Below are 23701 nucleotides of genomic sequence, written 5' to 3' on the forward strand. Positions count from 1 at the left end.
ACCGCTCGACTGCCCGTCCGCTGCCTGGAGTCGACGGGCGGCCGGTCGGCAAGATCCGGGGGTAAGCCCGTGAGCCGGACGAAGGAGCCGCGATGCCCACCAGCACAAGGACGCAGGAGAGCCCGCCTCCCGCGCGGTCGTCCCTGGAGGCGGCACTGCCGCTGACTCCGCTCCAGGAGGGAATGCTCTTCCACGCGCTGTACGACGACGAGGCGATCGACGTCTACGCGATCCAGGTCGCGCTCGCGCTGGACGGGCCGCTGTCGGCGGACGCGCTGCGGGCGGCAGCGGACGAGGTGCTCGGCAGGCACGCGGCACTGCGCGCCGGCTTCCAGCTCCGCAAGTCCGGCCTGCCGGTCCAGCTCGTCCGCCGCGACGTCCGCGTCCCATGGTCCGAGCTGGACCTCCGCGGCCTGCTGCCGGACGAGCAGCAACGGCGGCTGAACCGCTACCGGGCCGCGGACCGGGCCGAGGGCTTCGACATGGCACGTCCGCCACTGATCCGGCTGACACTGGTGCGCCTGGCCGACCGGCGTCACGTCCTGGTGATGACGTACCACCACATCCTCCTCGATGCATGGTCCTTCCAGATCGTGCTGGACGACCTGTTCACGCTGTACGCCCAGGACGCCGACCCGGCCGGTCTCGTCCGCGTCGTGCCCTTCGAGGGGTACCTGGCCTGGCTGGCCGCCCAGGACCGGCAGGCCGCGCAGGACGCCTGGGCCGCCGCCCTGGACGGGCTGGAGGAAGGGACCCTCATCGCCGCCGGCCGCCCCGCACGGGGACCGGCGAAGCTGCCGAGGCTGGCCTCCACCGAGCTCTCCCCGGAGCTGACCGCCGACCTGACGGAAGCCGTACGCGCCGCAGGGCTGACCCTCAACACCGTGCTCCAGGGCATCTGGGCGCTGACGCTCAGCGGTCTGACGGGACGCCAGGACGTGGTGTTCGGCCAAACGGTGTCGGGACGGCCCGCCGAGCTGGACGGCGTCGAGGGCATGGTCGGCCTGTTCATCAATGCCGCTCCCGTACGGGTAAGACTCGACCCGGCCGAGCCGCTGGCGGCGCTCCTCGCCCGCGTACAGCGCGAGCAGGCCGATCTGGAGCCGTTCCACCACCTGGGTCTGGCCGAGATACAGCGCGGCGCTGGTCTGGGCGACCTGTACGACACCGCCGTCGCGTTCGCCAGCGCACCGCTGGACTGGGATGCCGTACCGACCTACCGCGACCTGCGGGTCACTCTTGCGGAGGACGCGGCCCAGGAGCAGCCCGAGGGCTGGACCCACTATCCGCTCAACCTGTCCGCCCAGCCGGGCCGGACCCTGCGACTGGCACTCAGCTACGACGGCGACCTCTTCGAAGGACCTGCCGCCGACCGGCTCATGACCCGGCTGCGCATGCTGCTCAGCACGTATCTGGATGCCCCCCGCACCTTGGTCGGCCGCATCGAGCTGTTCACGCAGGAGGAGCGGGCGCGGGCCGTGCACCATGGGAACGACACCCGGCAGCCGGTGCCGGACACGACTCTGCCCGCCCTGTTCGCGGCACAGACCGCCCGCACGCCCGAGGCCACGGCCCTGGTGTTCGAGGACCGCTCGCTGTCCTACGGGGCCTTCGCCCGCCGGGTGGCGGAGCTCGCGGATGTGCTGCGGGCGCGCGGAGTGGGCGCCGGGGACTTCGTGGCGGTGGCGGTGCCCCGCTCGGTGGAACTGGTGGTGGCGCTGCACGCGGTACTGGCCGCCGGGGCCGCCTACGTCCCTGTGGACCCCGACTACCCGGCGCAGCGGATCGGCTGGATCCTTGAGGACTCGGCCCCCCGGCTGCTGTTGACCACCGCCGCGGTCGCGGCGCTCCTGCCGCCGTGCCCGGTGCCCCGGCTCCTCCTCGACCAGCCGCTGCCGTCGGCCGCCCCGGCCGCCCCGGCCGCCCCGGCCCGGCGGCCGGTCGGCGCCGACCCGGCCTACGTGATCTTCACCTCCGGCTCCACGGGGCGCCCCAAGGGCGTCGTGGTGCCGCACTCCGCGATCGTCAACCGGCTTCTGTGGATGCAGGACCGCTACCCGCTGGAGCCGGGCGACCGGGTACTGCAGAAGACCCCGTCGGGGTTCGACGTATCGGTGTGGGAGTTCTTCTGGCCGCTGCAGACCGGTGCGGCGCTGGTGGTCGCCGCACCGGGCGGACACAAGGACGCCGCCTATCTGGCCGCCCTGATCCGGCGCGAGTCGGTGACCGTCGCCCACTTCGTCCCTTCGATGCTCCAGGTCTTCCTCCAGGAGCCGACCGCCGACGGCTGCACCAGCCTGCGGCAGGTCTTCTCCAGCGGGGAGGCGCTGTCCTCGGAAACCCAGAACCGTTTCTTCGAGCGCCTCGGCGCGAGCCTGCACAACCTCTACGGACCCACGGAGGCGGCCGTCGACGTCACCCACTGGGACTGCCGCCCCGACGAGGAGCACACGGCCAGTACGTCCGTCCCGATCGGCAGGCCGGTGTGGAACACCCAGGTGTACGTGCTGGATCCGGCCCTGCGTCCGGTCGCCCCGGGCGTACCCGGCGAGCTGTACCTGGCAGGGCGGCAGCTCGCCTCGGGATACGTGGACCGGCCGGGGCTGACAGCCGAACGGTTCGTCGCCAACCCGTTCGCCCCCGAGGGAAAGCGGATGTACCGCACGGGGGACGTGGTGCGCCGCACCCCCGACGGTGACCTCGAATACCTCGGGCGGTCGGACGACCAGGTGAAGATCCGCGGCCTGCGCGTGGAGCTCGGCGAGATCGAGGCGGTACTGGCCCGGCACGAAGCCGTCGCCCAGGTCGCGGTCGTGGTGCGGGAGGACCAGCCGGGCGTGCAGCGCCTGGTCGCCTACACCGTGCCGGCCGGACCTTCGGCTGACCCGCAGGAGCTGCTGGACCTGGCGGCGGCCGCGCTGCCCGACTACATGGTGCCCGCGGCGCTCGTACAGGTGGCCGAGCTGCCCCTGACGCCCAACGGCAAGCTCGACCGCAAGGCGCTGCCGGCTCCCGCGCTCGTTCGCGCCGTCGGCGGCAGAGCGGCGCACGGCGCCGTCGAGAAGCAGCTCGCGGAGCTGTTCGCGGCGGTGCTCGCCGTGCCGGAGGTGGGAGCGGAGGACAGCTTCTTCGACCTGGGCGGCGACTCGATCGTCTCGATCCAGCTCGTCGCGCGGGCCCGCCGGGCCGGACTGGCGCTCACCCCCAAGGACGTGTTCACCCACCGCACCGTCGCCGCGCTCGCCCTGGTGGCGCGCCCCGTGCGGGACGCCCTGCAGGAGGCGCCCGGGGCCGGCGTCGGAGAGATGCCCGCGACCCCGATCACGCACTGGCTGAGCGAGCGCAAGGGGCCGAGCGACGGCTTCCACCAGGCGACCCTGCTCCAGGTGCCCCCGCTCGCCCGCACGGACCTGCTCACCGCCTCCGTACAGGCGGTGCTGGACAGACACGACGCCCTGCGGATGCGGCGCACGGCGCGGGACGCGGGCCCCACGTGGGAGCTGGACATCGCACCGGCCGCGGCCGTACGGGCCGAGGACTGCGTGCGCCGCGTCGGAGTCGAGGGGCTGGACGCCGCCGCTCTGCGGGCCCGTATCACCACGGAGTCGGCCCGCGCGGTCGCCGAACTCGCCCCTGACGAGCGGCGGATGGTGCGCTTCGTCTGGTTCGACGCCGGTCCCCGGGACGCGGGACGGCTGCTCGTGGTGGCCCACCACCTCGTCGTGGACGGCGTTTCCTGGCGGATCCTGCTGCCTGATCTGCGGGCGGCGTGGGAGGCGGTCGAGGGCGGCGGAACACCCGACCTCGCCCCCGTCCCGACCTCGCTGCGCACCTGGGCGCACCGGCTGTCCGAAGCGGCCGCCGATCCGGCCAGGACCGCCGAACTCCCGCTGTGGCAGGGCATGTTGCGTGCCGGAGACGATCCCGCGCTGGCGGCGAGCCCGTTGGACCACACACGTGACGTGCACGGCACCGCCCGGTCGCTGACCCTGCGACTGACCGCCGAACACACCGAGCCCCTGCTCACCACGGTGCCTGCCGCCTACCGCGCGGGAATCGACGACGTCCTGCTGACGGCGCTCGCACTGGCGGTCGCATCGTGGCGGCGGGAGCGCGGCCTGGGCGAGGGCACCGGGGTGCTGGTGAACCTGGAGGGGCACGGCCGCGAGGAGATCGCGGCGGAGCTCGACCTGTCGCGCACCGTGGGCTGGTTCACCAGTCTCTATCCCGTACGCCTCGATCCCGGCGTGCGGGACTGGGAGGAGGCGGACGGGGTAGGACCCCTGCTGGGCACGGCCCTCAAGCGGGTCAAGGAGCAGCTGCGCGCGATTCCCGACCATGGCATCGGCTACGGAATGCTGCGCCACCTCAATCCGCAGACGGCCGCCGTGCTCGGCGCGCTGCCCGTCCCGCAGCTGGGCTTCAACTACCTGGGCCGTTTCGCGGGTTCCGACGGCGGACACTGGCAGCCCGCGGCCGAGTCGGACGCCACGGGTCCGGCGGCGGACGCCGGGCTGTCCCTGCCGCACGTGCTCGACATCAACGCGGTGACCGAGGACCTGCCGACCGGCCCGCAGCTGGTCGCCTCGTTCACCTGGCCCGGCGCGCTGCTGGCCGAGGACGATGTGCGACGGCTGGGGGAGGCCTGGCTGGCCGCGCTCCGTGCGCTGGTCGCGCACACCTCCCGGCAGGGTTCCGGCGGGCTCACCCCCACGGACGTGCTGCCGGCCGTGGTGGGACAGCGGGAGCTGGAACTTCTGGAGTCGGCGTGGGCGGACCGCGGACTTCAGGACGTCCTGCCGCTGACCCCCGTACAGGAGGGGCTGCTCTTTCACGCCTGCTACGACAGGCAGGCACCGGACGTGTACCACGTACAGCTGGTCGTCGAGCTGGAGGGCGCACTCGACGCGGAGGGACTGCGTGCCGTGTGCCAGGCCTTGACCGACCGGCACCCCGCGCTGCGCGCGGCCTTCACCCAGACGGCTTCCGGCACCCCGGTGCAGCTGATCCCCGGCAGCGTGCCGGTGCCGTGGCACGAGGAGGACCTGCGGGGCGACGGACGGACGGGCAACGGACCGGCGGACGACGGACGGAGGGGCGACGGACGGAGGGGCGACGGACCGCAGGGCGACGGGCCGACCGAGGACGGCCGTGCACGAGAACGGCTGGACGCGTTCCTCACCGAGGACCGGATCCGCAGGTTCGACCCGTCCCGTGCCCCGTTGCTTCGCTTCACCCTGCTGCGGCTGGGCGAGGAGCGCCACGCGCTGGTCTTCACCAGCCACCACCTGCTCGCCGACGGCTGGTCGGTCTCCCTGATGCTGCGGGACCTCTTCGCGCTCTGGTCGCCGGACGCCCAGGACGTCGGCCGGACACCCCCGGTTCCGGTACGCCGCTACTACGAGTGGCTGGTCGCACAGGACACGGCCGCCGCGGAGTGCGCCTGGCGGGCGGCGCTGGACGGCCTGAGTGGCCCCACCCTGCTCGCGGTGGCCGCGGACACCGGTTCCCTGCCGTCGCTACCGCTGAGCTCCGGCGTCGAACTCCCCGAGGACCTCACGGCCGAAGTGGCTGCCCGGGCACGCTCCTGCGGGCTGACGCTCAACACCGTGGTGCAGGGGGCGTGGGCGCTGGTGCTCCACCACCTCACCGGCCAACGGGACGTGGTGTACGGGGCGACGGTGTCGGTGCGCCCGCCGGAGCTGCCCGGCGTCGAGGAAATGGTCGGGCTGCTGATCAGCACGGTGCCCGTACGGGTCCGGCTGGACCCCGCCGAGACACTGGCGGCTCTCCTTGACCGGGTGCAGACGGAGCAGGTCGCGCTGGCCCCGCACGCGCACCTGGGCCCGGCGGCGGTACAACGCGTGGCCGGGCTGGGGCCGCTGTACGACACCTCCATGGTGTTCGAGAACTTCCCGCGTACCGCCGATCATCCCGAGCTGCCGGGTACGGGCCTGCGGATCGCCGGATTCTCGGGCCGCGACGCGTACCACTACCCGCTCAAGCTCATGGCCGTTCCCGGTGACCGGCTGTACCTGGAGGTCAGCCACCGTCCCGAACTCGTCACCGCCGCACAGGCCGAGGAGGCCCTCGGGCGCCTGCGGACGCTGCTGACGGAATTCGCCGCCGACCCGTCCGTGCGGGTTGACGGCCTGCTGCGGCCCGCGTCTGAGCCCGTCGCTCCCGTGACCACGGGCCCCGCCGCGCCCGCCCCCGTCACGCGGGGGGCACCCCGCGCGGTGGCGGAACTGTGCGCCCTGGCCGGGGCGGTACTGGGCAGGCAGGAGCTCTCCGCGGACGCCGACTTCTTTGCGCTCGGCGGCGATTCCTTGCGGGCATTGCGACTGGCCGGACGTATGCGCGAGGTGTTCGGCGCTCCTGTCGATGTCTCTGTCGTATTCCGCGGCCGCACACCTGCCGGAATGGCGGCAGTACTGGCACGGCAGGGAACCGGTATTTCCGGAGTGCGCCACACCTCATGAGAATTGCCGGGCCGCTGCCTGTTCCGGGAATCCGCACTTTGCCACCATAAAAAAGCAACGAACCTCAGCAGCAAGGAGCTCGACCGTGCGGATCATCGCGATAACCGGTGCCTCAAGTGGAATAGGGCTTGCGACGGCGGCACGTTTCGCCGAGGGCGGCGACCGGGTCTACAACCTGGACACGCAGCGGCCCCTGGCCCGGCACGAGGGCGTGACGTGGTGCGAGACGGACGTCGCCGGCTGGGACGCCGTCGACAGCACGCTCGGCCGCATTCACGACGAGCACGGCCGCCTCGACGTGGTGATCGCGAACGCGGGCATCAGCATCCGGCACGGCGTACTGGACATCACCGAGGAGCAGGCACGCCGGGTCGTCGACGTCAACCTGCTCGGCGTGCTGGGCACCTGGCGGGCGGCAGCGCGCCGGATGGTGGCCAGGGGTGAGGGAATCCTGCTGGCCACCGCCTCGGTGAACGGCCATAGAGGGTTCCCCCACTACGCGGACTACAACGCCACCAAAGCCGGTGTGGCGGCACTGTGCAGGACCTTCGCGATGGAGCTGAGCCCCGTGGTCCGGGTGGCCTGCGTCTCGCCCGGCGCGGTGCTGACGCCCATGCAGCTGGCGGAGTACACACCGCGGATGCTGGCGGAGGTGAACGCCCGGATTCCCGCGGGCCGGCACGCAGATCCTGCGGAGATCGCGGCGGCCTTCCACTACCTCGCTTCACCCGAGGCCGGCTTCATGACCGGCCAGGAACTCGTCATCGACGGCGGGGAGATCACCGGTTCCACGACTTCCGACTTCGGTACGGCGCATTGCGCGACGGCCGAGACGGACCGAATCGAAATCCGTTCCCGGTAACGCACTATCCGAAGGGAGACGTCATGAGAAATTCAATTGACTACACACTGAGCGGCGACGAGGTCGATGGCCTCATGAAATCCGTGAGCGAATTGAGAGAAGGCGGCCTCTCGCCGGTCGAACCGGAGTTCTACGAAAAGTACCAGAACTTTCAGGAAATCCTTCCGGTCGGCCTGCGGAGATTCCTGGAGAAATTCCGTGACGACCCGGCATCGGCCGTCTGCCAGGTTCACGGATTCCCCGTCGACGACGCCGCCGCGGGGCCGACCCCGGAACACTGGGAGCGGCCCGAGGGTTACGGGTCCACCGTCGAGTCGGACATCTACCTGGCCATGTGCGGCTCGGCGCTGGGCGACCCGTTCGCCTGGGCGACGCTCCAGTACGGACGCATGGTGCAGGACGTCTTCCCGATCAGGGGCGACGAGCGGCGCGAGAGCGGGCACGGCAGCGACGCGTATCTGAACTTCCACACCGACGACGCGTTCCGCCCCGACTCCTGCGACTACCTGCTGCTCTTCGGCGTGCGCAACCCCGACGTCGTCCCGACGTACGTGGCGGCCGTGCAGGACGTCGTCCTCCGTGACGAGGACCGCGCCCTGCTGTCCGAGAAGCGCTTCCACATCCTTCCCGACGACGAGCACATACGGCAGCTGGCGCTGAGGGCGCCCGGCGATCCCGCGCTCCGGCGTGCCGTCGAGATGCGCGACCGCCCGGAGCCGGTCTCCGTTCTCTTCGACGATCCGCGCAACCCCCACGTCCGGCTGGACGTGCCGTTCATGCGCTGCGTCGATGACGACCCGGCGGCCGAACGGGCGCTGCGCGCCCTGCTCGACGAGCTGGAACGGGTGCGACGGCCACTGGTCGCGGCCCGCGGAACGCTCCTGATCCTCGACAACCGCAGTGTCGTGCACGCCCGCGAGTCCTTCCAGGCGCGCTACGACGGCACCGACCGCTGGCTCCGCAAGATCGTCGTCAGCCGCGACCTGTCCACCGACGGCGTCCGGCCCCTGAGCCGGGTCCTGCTGTAGCCCCCGTAGCCCCTGTAGCCCTCCCGGACGCACACCACACCGGCGTTCGCCCGCCACACCGGCACACGCCGCCCCGCGCATTCGCCGATCAGCAAAGGAAAAGAAGAGACATGAACCAGCCCGCCGTGCAGACCGCGCAGGCGCCGGAGGCCATCAGCACGGCGGACTCCCGCACGCCGCGAACACACCGAACGCAGCGCCAGGATCTGCTGAGCACCCTGTTCGAAGAGATCCTCGGGGCGACGGACGTCGGCATCGACGACAGCTTCTTCGAACTGGGCGGCGACTCCATCGCCTCGATCGAACTGGTCACCCGGGCCCGCGCGGCGGGCCTCGCCCTGGAGTACCGCGACATCTTCGAGGGCGAGACGGTCGCGGCGCTGGCCGAGGCCGCCACGGAGGTCGTGGCGGGGTCGGACTTCGTACCTGCCCAGGGGCCGCTGGTGCCGCTCGACGCCGACGAGCAGGCGGACGTGGAGGCCGCGTTCGCCTCGTCGGGCCCGGTGCAGGAGGTGTGGCCGCTCACCCCGCTCCAGGAGGGCCTGCTCTTCCACGCCCTGTACGACCAGGACAAGGCCGACCCCTATCTGGTCCAGGCACCGCTGGTGCTGTCGGGAGAGGTGGACACCGGGCGGCTGCGGGCGGCGTTCGCGGAGTTGCTGGACCGGCATGCGAGCCTGCGCGCGGGCTTCCTGGTACGTCGTACCGGTACGCCGGTGCAGGTGGTGCCGGCCGGGGTCGAGCTCCCGTGGTGCGAGGTCGACCTCAGCGGCGTCGACGAAGCGGAGCACCCGGCACGGCTCGGCCGACTGCTGGCACAGGACCGGCTGGACAGGTTCGACCCGGTGGCACCGCCGTTGATGCGCGCGACGCTGGTCCGCCTGTCGGCGGAGCGGCACGTCCTGGTACTGACGAGCCATCACATCCTTTGGGACGGCTGGTCGATGTCGCGGGCGCTGGGCGAGGTCTTCGGCCGCGGGCTGGGGGAGGGGAGCGCCGGACTTCCGGAGGTCGTGCCGTTCCGCGACTACCTGGCCTGGCTGTCGGTCCAGGACCAGGACGAGGCGCTCACCGCGTGGGCCGCGGCCCTGGAGGGACTCGAAGAGCCCACCCTGGTCGCCCCCGGCGTCGACGGTTCGCTGCCCTCGCTGCCCGCCAGGACCGTCGGCCGCCTGGACGAGGCAGCCTTCGCCCGGCTGGAATCGGTCGCACGGACCCGCGGGCTGACCATGAACACGGTGGTGCAGGGCGCCTGGGCGCTCCTGCTGTCCGGTCTGACCGGACAGCAGGACGTGGTCTTCGGTTCCACCGTCTCGGGCCGCCCGCCGCAGGTACCTGGCGTCGAGGAGATCGTGGGCCTGCTCATCAACACCGTCCCCGTCCGGGTCCGTCTGGACCCGCAGGAGCCGGTGGACGCGCTGCTGGCCCGCATCCAGGAGCAGCAGTCGGCGCTCACGGCGTACCACTACCTCGGCCTCCAGAGCATCCAGCGCCACCAGGGAATCGGCGAACTCTTCGACACCTCCACCGCGTTCGAGAACTTCTCCAGGGAAACGGCCCACGACGACTCCTGGGACGCCGGATTCCTCCGCGGCCAGGACATGGACCTGCTGTCGTCCGAGGAGAGCCACTCGCCGGGATTCGCCCACTACCCGCTGAGCCTCGCGGTGTTCCCCGGCAAGGGCCTGAACTTCGAGGTCAGTTACCGCGGCGACCTGTTCGACACCGCGTTCGCCGAAGCCCTGGTGGAGCGGCTGTGCAGGCTGCTCACCTTCCTCGCCGCCGACCCCGGCCTCCCCGTCGGCCGGATCGACCTGCTCTCCGGACAGGAGCGGTCGCTGGTACTGAAGGAGTGGAGCGGCGCCGGAGCCGTGCGCGAGGGCGCCACCTCGACGATCGTCGCCGCGTTCGAGGCACAGGTCGCCCGCGACCCCGACACGATCGCCCTGGCCCACGGTGACGACCAGTGGTCCTACCGGCAGCTGAACGACCGGGCGAACCGGCTGGCCCGCGAACTCATCGCCGCGGGCATGGGCCCCGAAGCGCGCGTCGCCGTGGCGGTTCCCCGCGGCATGGACTGGATGACCGCCGTGCTGGCGGTGCTCAAAGCGGGCGGCTCGTTCGTACCGGTGGGCCCCGCCTCCCCGAACGAGCGGTCCCGGGCCGTCCTCACGGACGCCGCCCCCGCACTGCTGGTCACCTCGGGTGACTCCCCGTGGTCCCGGGAGCCCTTCGCGGGAACCCACGTGCTCCTCGACGAGGAGGCGACCAGGACCGCCGTCGCCGGCCGCTCCCCGGCCGACCTCACCGAGGCGGAGCGCGCGGGCGGACTGTTCCCCAGCAGTGCCGCGTACGTGATGTTCACGTCGGGGTCGACCGGTGTGCCCAAGGGCGTCGAGGCGACCCATGCCGACGTGGTGGCGCTGGCACGGGACAGCCGGTTCTCCGAGGGGCACGAGGTCGTACTGGCCCACTCGGCACTCACCTTCGACGGCTCCACCTACGAGCTGTGGGTGCCCCTGCTCTCCGGCGGCCGGGTCGTGCTCGCGCCCGCCGAACCCCTGACCGCCCTGCTCGTACGGGAACTGACCGAGCGGCACCGCGTCACCGGGATGTTCCTGACGACGGCGCTGTTCCACTCGTTCGCCCAGGACGACCCCGGCTGCCTGGCCGGACTGCGCGAACTGTGGACCGGCGGCGAGGCCGTGCGCGCGGAAGCGGTGCGACGGGTGCGCGAGGCCTGCCCCGGCCTCGTGGTCGTGGACGTGTACGGGCCGACGGAGACGACCGCCTTCGCCACCGCCTTCGCCCTGGCCCCCTCGGACGGCCTGCCCGCGTCGATGCCCATCGGGCGCCCGCTGGACGGAATGCGGACCTACGTCCTCGACCCCGCCCTGCGGCCGGTGGCCCCGGGCGTCTCGGGCGAGCTGTACATCGCAGGTGCGGGGCTGGCCAGGGGCTATCTGAACCGTCCGGACCTGACCGCGGAACGCTTCGTGGCCTGCCCGTTCGGCGAGAGCGGCACCCGGATGTACCGCACCGGGGACGTGGTCCGCTGGACGGCGGACGGCCAGCTGGAGTTCGTCGGACGCACAGACCACCAGGTCAAGATCCGCGGCTTCCGCATCGAACCGGGTGAGGTCGAGGCCGTGCTCAGCACTGTGCCCGAGGTCGGGCAGGTGGTGGTGATGGCCCGTGAGGACGAACGGGGCACCAAGCGTCTGGTCGCCTACGTGGTACCCGCGACCGGCACTCCCGCCGCACTGGACACCGACGCCCTCCGCGAGGCGGTCGCCGCGCGCCTCCCCGACTACATGGTGCCCGCGGTCTTCGTCGTGCTGGAGAGCTTCCCGGTCGCCGCGACGGGCAAGCTGGACCGCCGGGCCCTGCCGGAACCCGAGTTCACCGCAGCCGCCGACAGCCGCACCCCGCGCACCCCGCGCGAGGTGCTGCTGTGCGAGCTGTTCTGCGAGGTCCTCGGCGTGGCGACGGTCGGCATCGACGACAGCTTCTTCGAGCTGGGCGGTGACTCCATCACCTCCATCCAGCTCGCCGCCCGCGCCCACAGCGCCGGACTGAACCTCACACCACGCGACGTCTTCGCCCGCCTGACCGTGGCCGCGCTCGCCGAGACCGCTGCCACCCTCACGACGCACGCCCCCGCCTTCGTACCGGTCCAGGGCCCCCTGGTGGCCCTAGAGGACGAGGAGCGCACCGAGATCGAGGCCGCGTTCGCGGCGGCGGGCCCGGTCCAGGACATCTGGCCGCTCACCCCCCTCCAGGAAGGCCTTCTCTTCCACGCCCTGTACGACGGGCAGGGCGCAGGACACGGCGTCGGGACGGACCGGGATTCCGCCGGGCCGCCGGACGCCTACCTCACCCAGATGCCGTTGGTCCTGTCGGGAAGGGTGAACCCGAGTGCGCTGCGCGGTGCGCTCCAGGGGCTGGTGGAGCGCCACGCGAATCTGCGTGCCGGTTTCCTGGTGCGCCGGGCCGGCCGGCCCGTGCAGGTGATCCCCGCGGGGGCGACGATCCCCTGGCGGGAGATCGACCTGACCGTCGTCCCGGAACCGGAGCGCGAGGCACGCCTGCGCGACCTCCTCCGGAAGGACCGCCACGTCCGGTTCGACCTGACCGCCCCGCCGTTGCTGCGCGCCCTGCTCGTCCGGCTCGCACCCGAGCGCCACGTCCTCGTGCTGACGGGGCATCACATCCTCTGGGACGGCTGGTCGATGTCGCGTGCGATGGGTGACGTCTTCGGCCTGTACGAGGCCCAGGACGGGTGCGCGGAGCTGCCCGACGTGGTGCCGTTCCGGGACTACCTGGCCTGGCTGTCGGTCCAGGACCAGGACGAAGCACTCACCGCGTGGGCCTCGGCCCTGGAGGGCCTGGCGGAACCCACCCTGGCCGCCCCCGGTGCCGACAGCACCGCGGCGGCCCTGCCCACCCGTTGCCTCGGTCACCTCGACGAGGAGACCACCCGGCGGCTGACCGCCGTCGCCCGCAGTCGCGGACTGACGATGAACACGGTCGTGCAGGGCGTCTGGGCGCTCCTGCTGGCGGGGCTCACCGGGCAGCAGGACGTGGTCTTCGGCTCGACCGTCTCCGGCCGCCCGCCCGAGATCCCCGGCATGGACGACATCGTCGGCCTGCTCATCAACACGGTCCCCGTTCGCGTCCGCATCGATCCCGCCCAGCCCCTGGAAGGGCTCCTGTCCGGGATCCAGCGGCAGCAGGCCGACCTCACCCCGTACCACCACCTCGGACTGACCGACATCCAGCGCCACCTGGGACTCGGCGAACTCTTCGACACCTCGACCGTGTTCCAGAACATCCCGTGGGACGACGACGTGCTGTGCACCGCGGGCCTGGAGGTCAGCCCGTTCGACGACGAGACCCAGGGGTTCACGCACTTCCCGCTCAGCATCGACGTCTTCCCCGGGAACGAGCTGCGCATCGAAGTCAGCTACCGGCCCGACGTGTTCACCGCCCCGGAGGCCGAGCGGGTCGCGGAGCGGGTCGAGGGACTCCTCACCGTCTTCGCGAACGACCCCGCACGCCTCGTCGGAAGGGTCGACACCCTCACCCCGCAGGAGCGCCTCCCGCTGCTCGAAGCGGGCAGCGGTACGCAGGTTCCCGTGCCGGAACTGACCGTGCCGGAGCTGTTCGAGGCCCAGGCCGCCGCGACCCCCGACGACGTCGCCGTGGTGTTCGGCGACGAGCAGGTGACGTACCGCGAACTCAACCGTCGTGCCAACCGACTCGCCCACCGGCTGATCGCCCTGGCCGCAGGACCGGACGAGCCGGTGGCGGTCATGGTGCCCCGTTCCGTCGACGCGGTCGTCGCGGTGCTGGGAACGATGAAGGCCGGCTGCGTCCACCTGCCGGTCGAGCTGTCCTGGCCGGCCGATCGCATCGCCTCGCTCCTCGCCGAGGTGCGCCCGGCCGCGGTGCTGACCGTGACCGACGCCGCCCACAAGGTTCCCGCGGACAACGGCTCACCGTTTCTGCTCGTCGACACACCGGGCACCGGCTCCCCGTCCCACGACCCGCGGGACACGGAACGCGTCCGGCCGCTGCTGCCCTCGCACCTCGCCTACGTGATCCACACCTCGGGGTCGACGGGCCGCCCCAAGGGGGTCGCCATCACCCACCGCAACCTCGTCAACCTGCACCACGCCCAGATCAGCGCCTCCCTGCCCGCCGAATCCGGCACCGGGTCCCGCAGGCTCAAGGTCGCGCTGGTGGCCGCCCTGGGCTTCGACGCGGCATGGGCCGACCTGCTGCGGATGGTCTCGGGCCACGAACTGCACCTGATCGGGGACGAACTGCGCCGGGACGCGCAGGGCCTGGTCGACTACTGCGCACGGCACGGGGTGGACTCGCTCAACCTCACTCCGCTGCATGCCAGGCAACTGCTCTCCGCCGGCCTGCTGCGCACCCCCGGATACCGGCCGCGGCTGATCTCGCTCGGCGGCGAGGCGGTCGACGAGTCGCTGTGGAGCGAGCTCGGCGCGAGCGGCGTGGCCACCTACAACCTCTACGGACCGAGCGAATGCGCCGTGGACTCGACGTACGGCCGCGTGATCGGCGGTACCCGGGCCCGCATCGGCCGCCCCCTGGAGAACACCCGGCTGTACGTCCTCGACGCGGCGCTGCGCCTGGTGCCGCCGGGGGTCCCGGGCGAGCTGTACATCGCCGGCGCGGGACTGGCCCGTGGCTACTTCGGCAGAGCGGGCCTGACGGCGGAACGGTTCGTGGCCTGCCCGTTCGGTGAGAGCGGCACCCGGATGTACCGCACCGGGGACGTGGTGCGGTGGACGGCGGACGGTGAGCTGGAGTTCGTCGGACGCACCGACCACCAGGTCAAGATCCGCGGCTTCCGCATCGAACTCGGGGAGATCGAAGCGGTGCTGGGAGCCCAGGCACCGGTGGGCCAGGTGGTGGTGCTCGCACGTGAGGGCCAGCCAGGGGTGAAGCGTCTGGTCGCCTACGTGGTGCCCGCGACCGGCACTCCCGAGGGCCTCGACACCGACGCACTGCGCGAGGCGGTCGCCGCGCGCCTTCCCGACTACATGGTGCCCGCCGCGGTGATGGCCCTGGACGCGCTGCCGCTGACGCCCATCGGCAAGCTGGACCGCCGGGCCCTGCCCGAGCCGGAGTTCACCGGAGCAGCCGACAGCCGCGCCCCGCGCACCCCGCGCGAAGCGATCCTGTGCGAGCTGTTCGCCGAAATCCTCGGCGTGAGCGGCGTCGGCATCGACGACAGCTTCTTCGAACTCGGCGGCGACTCCATCGCCTCCATCCAGTTCGCCGCCCGCGCCCGCAACACCGGACTCCACCTCACCCCTCGTGACCTGTTCACCGCGAGGACCGTCGCAGCCCTGGCGGAGATCTCCGACAAGGCGGCGCCCACCACCGGATTCGCCCCCGTGGACGGGCCGCTGGTGACGCTGAGCACCGACGAACGCGCCGAGATCGAGACAGCGTTCGCGCCCTCGGGTCCGCTCCACGACATCTGGCCGCTCACCCCCCTCCAGGAAGGCCTCCTCTTCCACGCCCACTACGACGACCAGAAGGCCGACCCTTATGTGATGCAGGCGCCGATGGTCCTGACCGGTGCGCTGGACGTCACCGCGCTCCAGGCGGCCTTCCAGGGACTGGTACGACGCCACGCGAGCCTGCGCGCCGGTTTCCTGGTGCGCCGCTCCGGTGACGCCGTCCAGGTCGTACCGGAAGCACTGACGGTGCCCTGGCGGGAACTCGACCTCAGCGACCTGCCGGAGGCCGAGCAGCGGACGCATATCGAGCAACTGCTGCGCGAGGACCGGCTCGACCGGTTCGACCCGGCCGTACCGCCACTGCTGCGGGTCCTGCTCGTCCGTCTCGGCGCCGAGCGGCACGCGCTGGTCCTCACCAGCCACCACCTCATCTGGGACGGCTGGTCGATGACCCGGGCGCTGGCCGACGTCTTCGACCTCTACGAGACCCGGGGCGACGACGGCGCACTGCCCGCGGCGGTCTCCTTCCGGGACTACCTGGCCTGGCTCTCGGCCCAGGACGGTGAGAAGGCCCGCGGCGCGTGGAGCCAGGCCCTCGACGGGCTGGAGGAACCCACGCTCGTCGCCCCCGGGGCCGAGACGTCGCTGACCGTGCTCCCCGTGCGTACCCTCGACCACCTCGACGAGGAGACCACCCGGCGGCTGACCGCCGTCGCCCGTAGCCGCGGACTGACCATGAACACGGTCGTGCAGGGCGTCTGGGCGCTCCTGCTGGCGGGCCTCACCGGGCAGCAGGACGTGGTCTTCGGCGCCACCGTCTCCGGCCGCCCGCCCGAGATCCCCGGCATGGACGACATCGTCGGCCTGCTCATCAACACCGTCCCGGTGCGCGTCCGCATCGACCCCGCCCAGCCCCTGGAAGGGCTCCTGTCCGAGATCCAGCGGCAGCAGGCCGACCTCACCCCGTACCACCACCTCGGACTGACCGACATCCAGCGCCACCTGGGACTCGGCGAACTCTTCGACACCTCCACGGCGTTCCAGAACGTCCCGTGGGACGCCGACACCCTGCGCGCCCCTGGCCTGGAGGTCGGCCCCCTCACCGAGGAGGACACCCCGGTCATCCACTACCCGTTGAGCCTGACGGTCTACCCGGGCGCGCGGCTCCGGCTGGAGGTGAACTACCGGCCCGACCTCTACGGCGCGGCGCAGGGGCGGCAGCTGCTGGAGCGGCTGAAGAGCTTCCTCGTGACGGCGGCGAAGGCCCCCGGGCGGCTCGTCGGACGGCTGGACGCGCTGTCCGAGCGGGAACGGTCGCTGGTGGTGAAGGAGTGGAACGACACCCACAGCCCGGTCGAGGCCGCGACGATGGCGGAACTGTTCGAGGGGCACGTGGCACGCGACGGTGGCGCGGTGGCCGTGGTGTGCGAGGGCACCCGGTGGTCGTACGCCGAGCTCGACGGCCGCGCCAACCAGTGGGCCCGCGAGCTGCTCGCCGCCGGGGTCGGCCCCGAGACCCGGGTGGTCGTCGCCCTGCCCCGCGGCATGGACTGGGTGACCGCGGTACTGGCGGTGCTCAAGGCCGGCGGTGTGTTCGCGCCGGTGGACCTGGCGTACCCGCCGGAGCGGGTACGGCACGTCCTGGCCGACGCCGCACCGTTCTGCCTGATCACCTCGGCAGGGTCGGTCTGGGCTGGGGAACCCTTCGCCGGACACCGGATCCTCGCCGACGACGCGGCCTTCCGCGACTCCGTGGCCAGGCGGTCGGCTGCCGGACTCGGCCCGGCCGAACGACCGGCCGCCGCCCGTCCGCAGAACGCGGCGTACGTGATCTACACCTCCGGCTCGACCGGCGTGCCGAAGGGCGTCGAGGTCACCCATCAGGGCATCGCGAGCCTGGTACGGGCCCAGGTGGCCGCCACCGGGCTGACCCCCCGGAGCGTGGTGCTCCAGTTCTCCTCGCCCGGCTTCGACGCCATCGTGTTCGAGCTGTGCATGTCGCTCCTCACAGGGGCCCGGCTGGTGCTCGCCCCCGGCGAGTCACGTCTGCCAGGCGACCAGCTGGTCGACCTGATCGGCGCCCAGGGCGTCACGCACGCCGTCGTCGTCCCCTCGGTGCTGGCGGCGATCGACGCGGAGTCCGTACCGTCGATCTCCTCCCTGGTCGTCGCCGGTGAGGCACTGCCGCAGGAAATGGTGGACCGATGGGCCCCGGGGCGGCAGATGCACAACGCCTACGGTCCGACCGAGTCGACCATCTGCGCGACGATCTCCCGGCCGCTGCTCGCGGAAAAAACGCCGCCGATCGGCCGCCCGCTCGTCAACACCGAGGTGTACGTCCTCGACGCGATGCTGCGGCCGGTTGCTCCCGGCACCGCGGGTGAGCTGTACGTGGCGGGCGCCGGACTGGCCCGGGGGTACGTCGGCCAATCCGCTCTGACCGCCGAGCGGTTCGTGGCCTGCCCGTTCGGCGCACCGGGTGCCCGGATGTACCGCACGGGTGACGTCGTGCGCTGGACGGCGGACGGTGAACTGGAGTTCGTCGGACGCGCCGACGACCAGGTCAAGATCCGCGGCTTCCGGATCGAGCTCGGCGAGGTCGAGTCGGCCCTGCGGTCCCACCCCGAGGTCGCAGGGGCGGCAGTGGTCGCCCGCGAGGACCAGCCCGGTACCAAGCGCCTGATCGCGTACGTGGTCCCGGCAGCGGGCCCGGCGGACCGGCTGGACCTCGACGCACTGCGCCGACGGGTCGAGTCGAGCCTGCCCGCCTACATGGTGCCGTCCGCCTTCGTCGCCCTGGACACGCTGCCGGTGACCGTGACCGGAAAGCTCGACCACCGGGCCCTGCCGGAGCCGGAGTTCGCCGGTGCACCGGACAGCAGGGCGCCCCGCACCCCGCACGAGGAACTGCTGTGCGACCTGTTCGCCGACGTGCTCGGCATCGCGAGGGCCGGCATCGACGACGACTTCTTCACGCTGGGCGGGGACTCCATCGCTTCGATCCAACTGGTGGCACGGGCACGCAAGGTCGGCCTCGGGCTGGCCCCGCGCGACGTCTTCGAAGCGAAGACGGTGGCTGGCATCGCCCGCATCGCCACCGTGATCGAGATTCCGGCGGCGGGAACGCCGACGCCGGTACCGGCAACCGCTCCGCTGATCTCACTCAGCGCCGAGGAGCTGGAGGAGTTCGAGGCGCCCTGGGACGAGTGAGACGCCCGCTCCGCCACCCAAGAGCCGAACCCCACCCCACACTCCACACCCCCCCACCCCACTCCACACACCAAAGGAATTGAGGACGTCATGACGAACCCGTTCGAGAACGAGAACTACTCCTACCTGGCACTGGTCAACGACGAAGGCCAGTTCTCCCTGTGGCCCGCATTCGCCGAGGTGCCCGCAGGCTGGACAGTCGTCCGCGGCCCTGCGGACAGGGACGTCTGCCTCGGCCACATCAACGAGCACTGGACGGACATGCGCCCCAAGAGCCTCGTCGCAGCGATGAGCGCCACAGCGGTCTGAGCAGAGAACCAGTAGGAGGCCCGGCCGCCCGGCGGCCGGGCCTCCTACCGTCCACCCGTCCACGCACGGGTCCGCCTGCTCGAACGCCTGCCGGGCACCCCTGACGTCTCGATGACGTGGCGCTGCTTCGCGGGTGTTCCCGGCGCCGAGCGCCGTGCTGCTCGCCGCGGCCCTCCCGGGCCGGGCCCGGACGAGGTCACAGCCGCTTGAGTCCGACGTACTGGAGGGCGGCGAAGCCACCGACCACCAGGCTCTGCAGCACGGTCCAGACCGCGCCGACGCCGGTCGGGGACAGCAGGCCGGAGCCCACCGCCACCAGGCTGAGCACGACCCACAACAGGTTCGCCACGATGACCGCCGCCAGTCCCGTGCGGTTGATCTCCTTCCGCGTCCCGAGGGCCAGCACTCCGAGCGAGTAGAGGAGCAGGAACACCCCGACCGGGTATTGGACCGCCGTCGGGACGCCGAAGAAGGATTCGAGGACCGTGGCGAGCGCCAGGTAGGCGATGCCGTTGAGACCGGTGACCACGGCGTCCAGCCTGAGCGCCAGCCTCGCGAAACCGTCGGATCCTGTCGCCCTTGCGGATGAGGCAACCCGGTCGTACTGCGTCGAAGCCACTGTCGTCTTCCTCTCGTACATCAGGGCGGCCCACGGAAGGGCATCAATGACCTCCGAGGTAATCAGCCGGTCACCGCCAACGGCCCAGCAGCCCTGTCGGACCGGCGTGGCCATGAACTGCCGGGCCACGGGGATGCCAGGAACTCCCGTGAGTCGTAACAGGTTTCCAAGGGCCTCCTGCGCCAAAGGCGAGAACTGCCGCGTCCCCACCAGTTCACTCACGCAGGGAGCAACGACTCAGAACCCCAATTCTTCCGGATCAATAAGAGGATGTCTCACGTGGTGAGTTTGGCGAGTTTCTTGTAGCAGGCGAGGGCTGCGGCGAGGGCGAGGAAGGCGAGGAAGTGGCTGCCTTTTCGCTCGTACCGGACGGTGAGGCGGCGGTAGTCGAAGAGCCAGGAGATCGACCGCTCGATCTTCCAGCGGTGCCGGCCGAGTCGCTCGCCGGACTCGATGCCGGGCCGGGCGATCCGTGGGACGAGATTCCGGCCGCGGAGCCAGCGGAGGTGTTCGGCGGAGTAATACGCCTTGTCCGCGCGGATTTTCACCGGCCGTCTGCGGCGTGGTCCGCGCTGGGAACGGACGGCGGGTATGCCCATGATCAGCGGCTTGAACGCCTGGCTGTCGTGCACGTTCGCACCGGACACCGCGACGGCCAGCGGCAGGCCCTGGGCCTCGGACAGCGCATGCAGTTTGCTGCCCTTCTTGCCCCGATCGACCGGATTCGGACCGGTCAACGAGCCCCCCTTTTCGCCCGCACCGACGCGGCATCGACGATCGCGGACGTCCAGTCCAACTCGCCCCTGGCACCCAGCCCGTCCAGCACCGCCCGGTGCAGCCGCCGCCACAACCCCGCTTCGGTCCACACAGTGAACCGGCGGTGCGCGGTGGCCGGGGAGACACCGAAGGACTCCGGCAGATCCCGCCAGGCACACCCGCTCGTCAGTACGTACACCACGGCCGCGAACACCGCCCGCTCGTCCACCGGAGCAGTACCCCCGCCCTGCGGACGGGTGGCGAACTTCGGCAACAACGGAGCTGTCAGCTCCCACAGTTCATCCGGAACCAGCCGGCGCGACAGATCAACCCTCACGAGACAGCATCATGCCGCACCATCAACTCTCCACGTGAGACGTCCTCTGAGTTGCACCTGCCGCTGGAGTTCGAGTCGGTGCTCGAGTCCACCTGACATCGCGAGTCCCTGGCCACTCGGCCGGCCGGCTTGCGGCACCACGCGTTCCGCCTGTTGTGGGCATGCAGTGCGCGTTGGGTGTGGTGAGATCGGTGGCCAGCGGTTAGCGGTCAACATCGGGCGATTTGGTGGCTGTGAGTGACCATCTGATGGGTCAATGGTTGGGCCTACGGCGGCGTCGACTAAGGGCTGTCCCGCAAACGGGTCTGGTGCCGCTCTGGACCACGTGGTCGACTGAGCGATCGAGGCGGGGTTCGGTGGCCGCCCGGTCTGGTCTGCCCTGGGCTGACCAGTTGGGTTACACCTGTCTCAGCAGCTCACATCGGCTTCGATAGTCTGCGCTAGTGGCTGATGCTTCGCTGAGATTCATGATCGACGCCGATCACGGGCAGTTCTACGTCCAAGACCTTGATCCCTATGACGCGTGGATCGCCGAGCACGCGATGGACCCGGACCTGGCACCCGCCGGCTGGACGGACGAAGCAGTCTACGTCCACCGCATCGGTGTGGAACCGCACTCGATCTCCGTCGGCACGGCTCGGGACGACATGGTCGAGTCGCTCATCACTGTTCACGCTTCCGCGCCCACGACGGACCCGGCGGCCGAACACATCGTGGAGACCGACCTTGACGCCCCCACGGGTCAGCTCACCATGTCCAGTCCCGGGACCGATCCTGCCGACGGGCCGAGCCTGGCCGTTCCCGCTGGATTGCTCCGTGCTCGGGTCTCTTACGTCCCGGCCGGACCACCACCGGACGGCACTGGTGGCGGTCCTGGTGACCACTTTCTGTATCAGGTGGATCTCTGGCCCTCCGACCGGACGTACGGACTCGTCATCGTCAAGCAGGGGCCGGAAATCTGGGCAGGGTAGGTCCTCATCTGCTGCTCGCCTGTCAGCTGAGTGCGAGGTTGTGCAGGCGGGCGATGCCACTCATCGCGTAATGGACGCCGTCGCCCTTCAAACGGCAGTCGCGGAGGATCTTCCAGGTCTTTATGCGGGCGAAGGCGTGCTCGACACGGGCACGGACCTGGCGGTGGGAAGCGTTGTGCTCTTCCTTCCAGGCTGGCAGTTCGTGCTGCCCGCGCTCGCGGCGGTGCGGGATGACCAGGCCGGTGCCCCGGTAGCCTCCGTCGGCGATCGCGGTGGTGCGGCCGACGGCTTCCTCGGCTCCGGACAGTGCCCACGCCTTGCAGTCGTTGCGGTTGCCAGGCAACGGCCGACCGACCACCACGACCAGGCGGGTGTCGGCGTCGATGACCACCTGATGGTTGGTGGAATAGCGATAGTTCTTTGACCGCTCGGCCACGGTGTGGTCCCGGGTGGGTACCAAGGTGCCGTCCACGATCAGCACCGCGTCCTTGGCGAACCGCCGACGAGGGAGCAGCGCAAACCTCGGGCCGAGGTCGTCGACCACCCGGTCCACCGCCGACTTCGACACTCCGAACAGCAGGGCCAACTGCCGCATCGTCAAGTTCGTCCGCCAATACGCGGCGACCAGCAGCACCCGGTCCTCCAACGACAGCTTCCACGGTCGGCCCCGACCCTGAGATTCGGCCCCTTCGCGACGCAGCGCGGTCACCAACCTGCCGAAGACGCGGGGACTCAGACCGGTGAACGGAGCTATCCATGACGGCTCGGATGCCGTGATCACGCCTGACACGGTTGAGATCATCGCAGAGCAAGATCACTTACGGGACAACCCTTAGCTCGCCTTCGTCTCCTCGATCAGCACAGCACTTTCCCGTGCTGGTTTGGTGCTGACTTCGGGGGCATGGCGACGAGGAAAGCGCAGGTCGGAGCTTCAGTCTGATGAGTTGTCGTACCACTCGATGGTCGTGCCGATGAGACTGGCGGCGACGATGCGCTTCAGGGAACCGGGCGGGGTCGGGGAGGGAGTTGCGGCGGCCATGTGCACCACTTCCAGGCAAGGGCGGGGACGTGTTCGTGTCGCCACACCGTAGGAAAACGCAGGTCAGCGGCGTATGTGGTGGGACACCATAGTTCGGGTGTGCCGTGTGCGCCCAGCCTCCATGGCCTGCTGCTGCGACCCTGCCGAAGGCCTTCGAGGGGCCTGGGGAGGGGCTGTCCGGGTTGCACTGATCGGGCACGTTTTGGTGGTGCGGTGCTGACTCCCGTGCTGGTTCGGTGCTGACTGAAGTCCCATGCCAGCACCCGTGTTCATCCCTCCCGTGCTGACTTCGTGCTGACTACAGTGAGTGGAACCTGCGTACATGGGGCAGACCGGGCACGGTCGTCATGGCAGCGGTCGGCACTATTCCGCTCAGGATCAGGATGGGTCCTCATGTGTGCCTGCTCAGGACTTGTCCGGCTCCCCAGGGCCTCGCCCGTCCAGCACGGTCGCCCGTCGGCCCTGCTCCGGGCTCTTGCCCTGCGCCAGGAGCCCGTGCTCGATCCGGTCGGCGTCCGGGTGCCGGCCCTCCTCCAGGAGGAGTTCGGCCTGCCGCTCGGTCACCACGTCCCCGTCCGTCAGGCCGAGCGCGGCCAGGCCCCGGCTCTTCCACACTCCGGGCGGGACACGGGCTTCGTCCTGGGCGGAGCGCAGCGGCGTGTCCGCGGGGCGGTGGCCGTCGCCGACCATCACGCCACGGAACAGGTAGCGCCGCCCGTTCCCCGGGCGAACTGGGGACATGCTGATCATCGGCCCTGGAACCTTGGCGCTGACCGGCACAAAAGCGCGATCCGGGGTCCTTCCCGCCGGGCGGGAGGCCATCACCAGCGGCCTGGTGTGTGTCGGCGGGACGGATTTCTGTGTCGTGGTGGAACTTCGTCGGCCGTACGGACGAGGAGATGCGGAAGGCGAGGGAGGACTGGATGACCGGCTCCTGCTTCGGCGAGGCGAAGGGCTACGACGGCGACCGGCTGGACGCGCTGGAGGGGAGTGGAAACCGGCCCGCTATATCCCGCGTTGATCGTTTGCCTATCTCCTTCCTCTTTCATCAAGGCCGGGGGCGCGGAGCCCCTCGACCGACCGTCAG

At 71.0% G+C, this 23701-nt stretch carries 9 protein-coding genes and 1 pseudogene; 6 read left to right on the forward strand and 4 right to left on the reverse strand.

Translation table 11 applies throughout. The features are described from left to right. Positions 1 to 92: 92 nt before the first annotated feature. The 5 genes from ACZ6K0_RS27935 (at position 93) to ACZ6K0_RS27955 (ending at position 18892) form a co-directional block, all read left to right on the forward strand. Positions 93 to 6482, forward strand: coding sequence for an amino acid adenylation domain-containing protein (locus ACZ6K0_RS27935; protein WP_469232264.1), 6390 nt, complete (start codon positions 93 to 95; stop codon positions 6480 to 6482). A gap of 85 nt (positions 6483 to 6567) precedes the next feature. Next, entirely contained in the window at positions 6568 to 7344 is a 777-nt protein-coding gene (locus tag ACZ6K0_RS27940) for an SDR family NAD(P)-dependent oxidoreductase (protein ID WP_376396287.1), read from the forward strand. Positions 7345 to 7367: 23 nt separating this feature from the next. Then, positions 7368 to 8372, forward strand: coding sequence for a TauD/TfdA family dioxygenase (locus ACZ6K0_RS27945; RefSeq protein ID WP_376396284.1), 1005 nt, complete (start codon positions 7368 to 7370; stop codon positions 8370 to 8372). A gap of 110 nt (positions 8373 to 8482) precedes the next feature. After that, the gene (locus ACZ6K0_RS27950) at positions 8483 to 18583 is read left to right on the forward strand and encodes an amino acid adenylation domain-containing protein (protein WP_469232262.1); all 10101 of its coding nucleotides are present in this window, start codon (positions 8483 to 8485) and stop codon (positions 18581 to 18583) included. A gap of 90 nt (positions 18584 to 18673) precedes the next feature. Next, positions 18674 to 18892: an MbtH family protein gene (locus tag ACZ6K0_RS27955; protein WP_365781151.1), complete on the forward strand. Its 219-nt coding sequence runs from the start codon at positions 18674 to 18676 to the stop codon at positions 18890 to 18892. 196 nt (positions 18893 to 19088) lie between these two features. Here ACZ6K0_RS27955 and ACZ6K0_RS27960 read toward each other — a convergent pair whose 3' ends face one another. Together ACZ6K0_RS27960 and ACZ6K0_RS27965 are read right to left on the reverse strand one after the other, a co-directional pair. Then, complete coding sequence (locus tag ACZ6K0_RS27960; protein WP_376396277.1) at positions 19089 to 19421, reverse strand: hypothetical protein; 333 nt, start codon at positions 19419 to 19421, stop codon at positions 19089 to 19091. 365 nt (positions 19422 to 19786) lie between these two features. Continuing rightward, positions 19787 to 20604 (reverse strand): IS5 family transposase gene (locus ACZ6K0_RS27965; protein WP_469232259.1). Its coding sequence is split into 2 segments (ribosomal slippage): positions 19787 to 20254 and positions 20257 to 20604, totalling 816 coding nucleotides; the frame shifts between segments, so codons are not numbered across the junction. Between the two features lie 467 nt (positions 20605 to 21071). Between ACZ6K0_RS27965 and ACZ6K0_RS27970 the strand changes: the two genes are divergently transcribed. After that, the gene (locus ACZ6K0_RS27970) at positions 21072 to 21575 is read left to right on the forward strand and encodes a hypothetical protein (RefSeq protein WP_376396271.1); all 504 of its coding nucleotides are present in this window, start codon (positions 21072 to 21074) and stop codon (positions 21573 to 21575) included. 22 nt (positions 21576 to 21597) lie between these two features. Here the strand turns inward: ACZ6K0_RS27970 and ACZ6K0_RS27975 are convergent, their stop codons facing one another. Both ACZ6K0_RS27975 and ACZ6K0_RS27980 read right to left on the reverse strand, forming a co-directional pair. Continuing rightward, a complete protein-coding gene (locus ACZ6K0_RS27975; RefSeq protein ID WP_376396268.1) occupies positions 21598 to 22365 on the reverse strand; it encodes a transposase in 768 nt (255 codons plus the stop codon). Positions 22366 to 23055: 690 nt separating this feature from the next. Beyond that, a pseudogene (locus tag ACZ6K0_RS27980) lies at positions 23056 to 23304 on the reverse strand (MobF family relaxase); the annotation flags it as partial. Positions 23305 to 23701: the final 397 nt, after the last annotated feature.

The organism is Streptomyces sp. NPDC042346 (assembly GCF_055581845.1).

Coding starts and splice junctions, on each gene's coding strand:
- ACZ6K0_RS27935 (WP_469232264.1), top strand. CDS start 93: ATGCCCACCAGCACAAGGACGCAGGAGAGCCCGCCTCCCGCGCGGTCG.
- ACZ6K0_RS27945 (WP_376396284.1), top strand. CDS start 7,368: ATGAGAAATTCAATTGACTACACACTGAGCGGCGACGAGGTCGATGGC.
- ACZ6K0_RS27950 (WP_469232262.1), top strand. CDS start 8,483: ATGAACCAGCCCGCCGTGCAGACCGCGCAGGCGCCGGAGGCCATCAGC.
- ACZ6K0_RS27955 (WP_365781151.1), top strand. CDS start 18,674: ATGACGAACCCGTTCGAGAACGAGAACTACTCCTACCTGGCACTGGTC.
- ACZ6K0_RS27970 (WP_376396271.1), top strand. CDS start 21,072: ATGATCGACGCCGATCACGGGCAGTTCTACGTCCAAGACCTTGATCCC.